1 protein-coding gene is annotated in these 1,088 nt (G+C 51.1%); it reads right to left on the reverse strand.

The features are described from left to right. Positions 1-325: 325 nt before the first annotated feature. A complete protein-coding gene (gene speD, locus EI28_RS12470; RefSeq protein WP_048112153.1) occupies positions 326-772 on the reverse strand; it encodes an S-adenosylmethionine decarboxylase in 447 nt (148 codons plus the stop codon). Positions 773-1,088: the final 316 nt, after the last annotated feature.

Raw genomic sequence — 1,088 nt, forward strand, 5'->3', positions numbered from 1 at the left:
ACTCCCTGAAACACTCTTTTTTTCGGTCGGTTCGGCCTCCCCTCAATCGGATATCTCCGACGGCTGAGTTTTACCGGGTTTATGTGAAATCAGTCGCCCAACCTCGGTCAAGCTGCCTAAAGAAAAAGGCCGATCCCGGGGACAAATCAGGCCCTCACGTAGAGGCAGGGCATCTGTAACCGGACGTCCGGGCCGTCATCTTTGAAAAAAACGATGGGGGGATCGCCCCCCGCCGCGGTTATCCGGTCAGACCGGCGAGAGATGGCAGGTGCTCTCTGCCGTCATACGTTACGCTGAAGTGTTCTTCCGGGTAGTATGTTCGTATTCAGTCCCTGAACAGTACCTGATACGTTACCGATTCTGCTCCAAAAAAGTCCCTGCAAAACTCCGCTGCTTTCGCGGGCTCGTATTCCTTGCAGCTGAAGATGTCGAGGTAGGCCGCGTTGGTCTCGTTCGCGAAGTGACCGGAGACGAGCGATGTCTCGATGAGCTGGGTCATGGAAAACCCTGCGACCCTCTCGTTCGGGCCGAAGTGGATGATCTGCGGTTCGCCAAACCTCTTCATGTCGATGAGGTCGCACAGTTCGACGATGAACCGGTGGATCTTCTCTGCGTCCCTGATCGTTGCCGGATCGCACCCCTTCAGGTCCACGCTCGTGTACAGCCCCCAGCACCCGCGTTGTTTGAACTGTGCAACGATCTCTACGTCGCTTACGGTCTCTGCCATAACGTTGCTTGCAGCAGCGTTGTTTGCCATTACTTTACTAGCCATGATCTCACCTTCGAGACAAACTCTGATCGAATGATCTCTGTAGATTTTGATAGTTCTGATTTTAAACTTATCCATGCTGCTAATGAAAAATAGCCCTTATTTCCCGGTTAGGCGTGAGCAATTCCGGGGTATCCTAAATTCTAAGGCACATTATTGACAGATTTTTAAATCGGTGGCTTTACTCGACCAATTCGTCATTTAGTAGTCAAAAACCAATACAAGATTCATACCAAGTATGAATATCCCCTGACCGGAAATTTTTTCCACGGACTTTGCTCCGGGGGTTTTCAGGCAGAAGGGGCCTTAAAAGACAGAT

The organism is Methanoculleus sp. MH98A, from assembly GCF_000691865.1.
In the GTDB taxonomy this organism is placed as follows: domain Archaea; phylum Halobacteriota; class Methanomicrobia; order Methanomicrobiales; family Methanoculleaceae; genus Methanoculleus.

Excerpts from the sequence above, each read along its gene's own strand:
- speD (WP_048112153.1), bottom strand. The coding sequence starts at position 772 with ATGGCTAGTAAAGTAATGGCAAACAACGCTGCTGCAAGCAACGTTATG.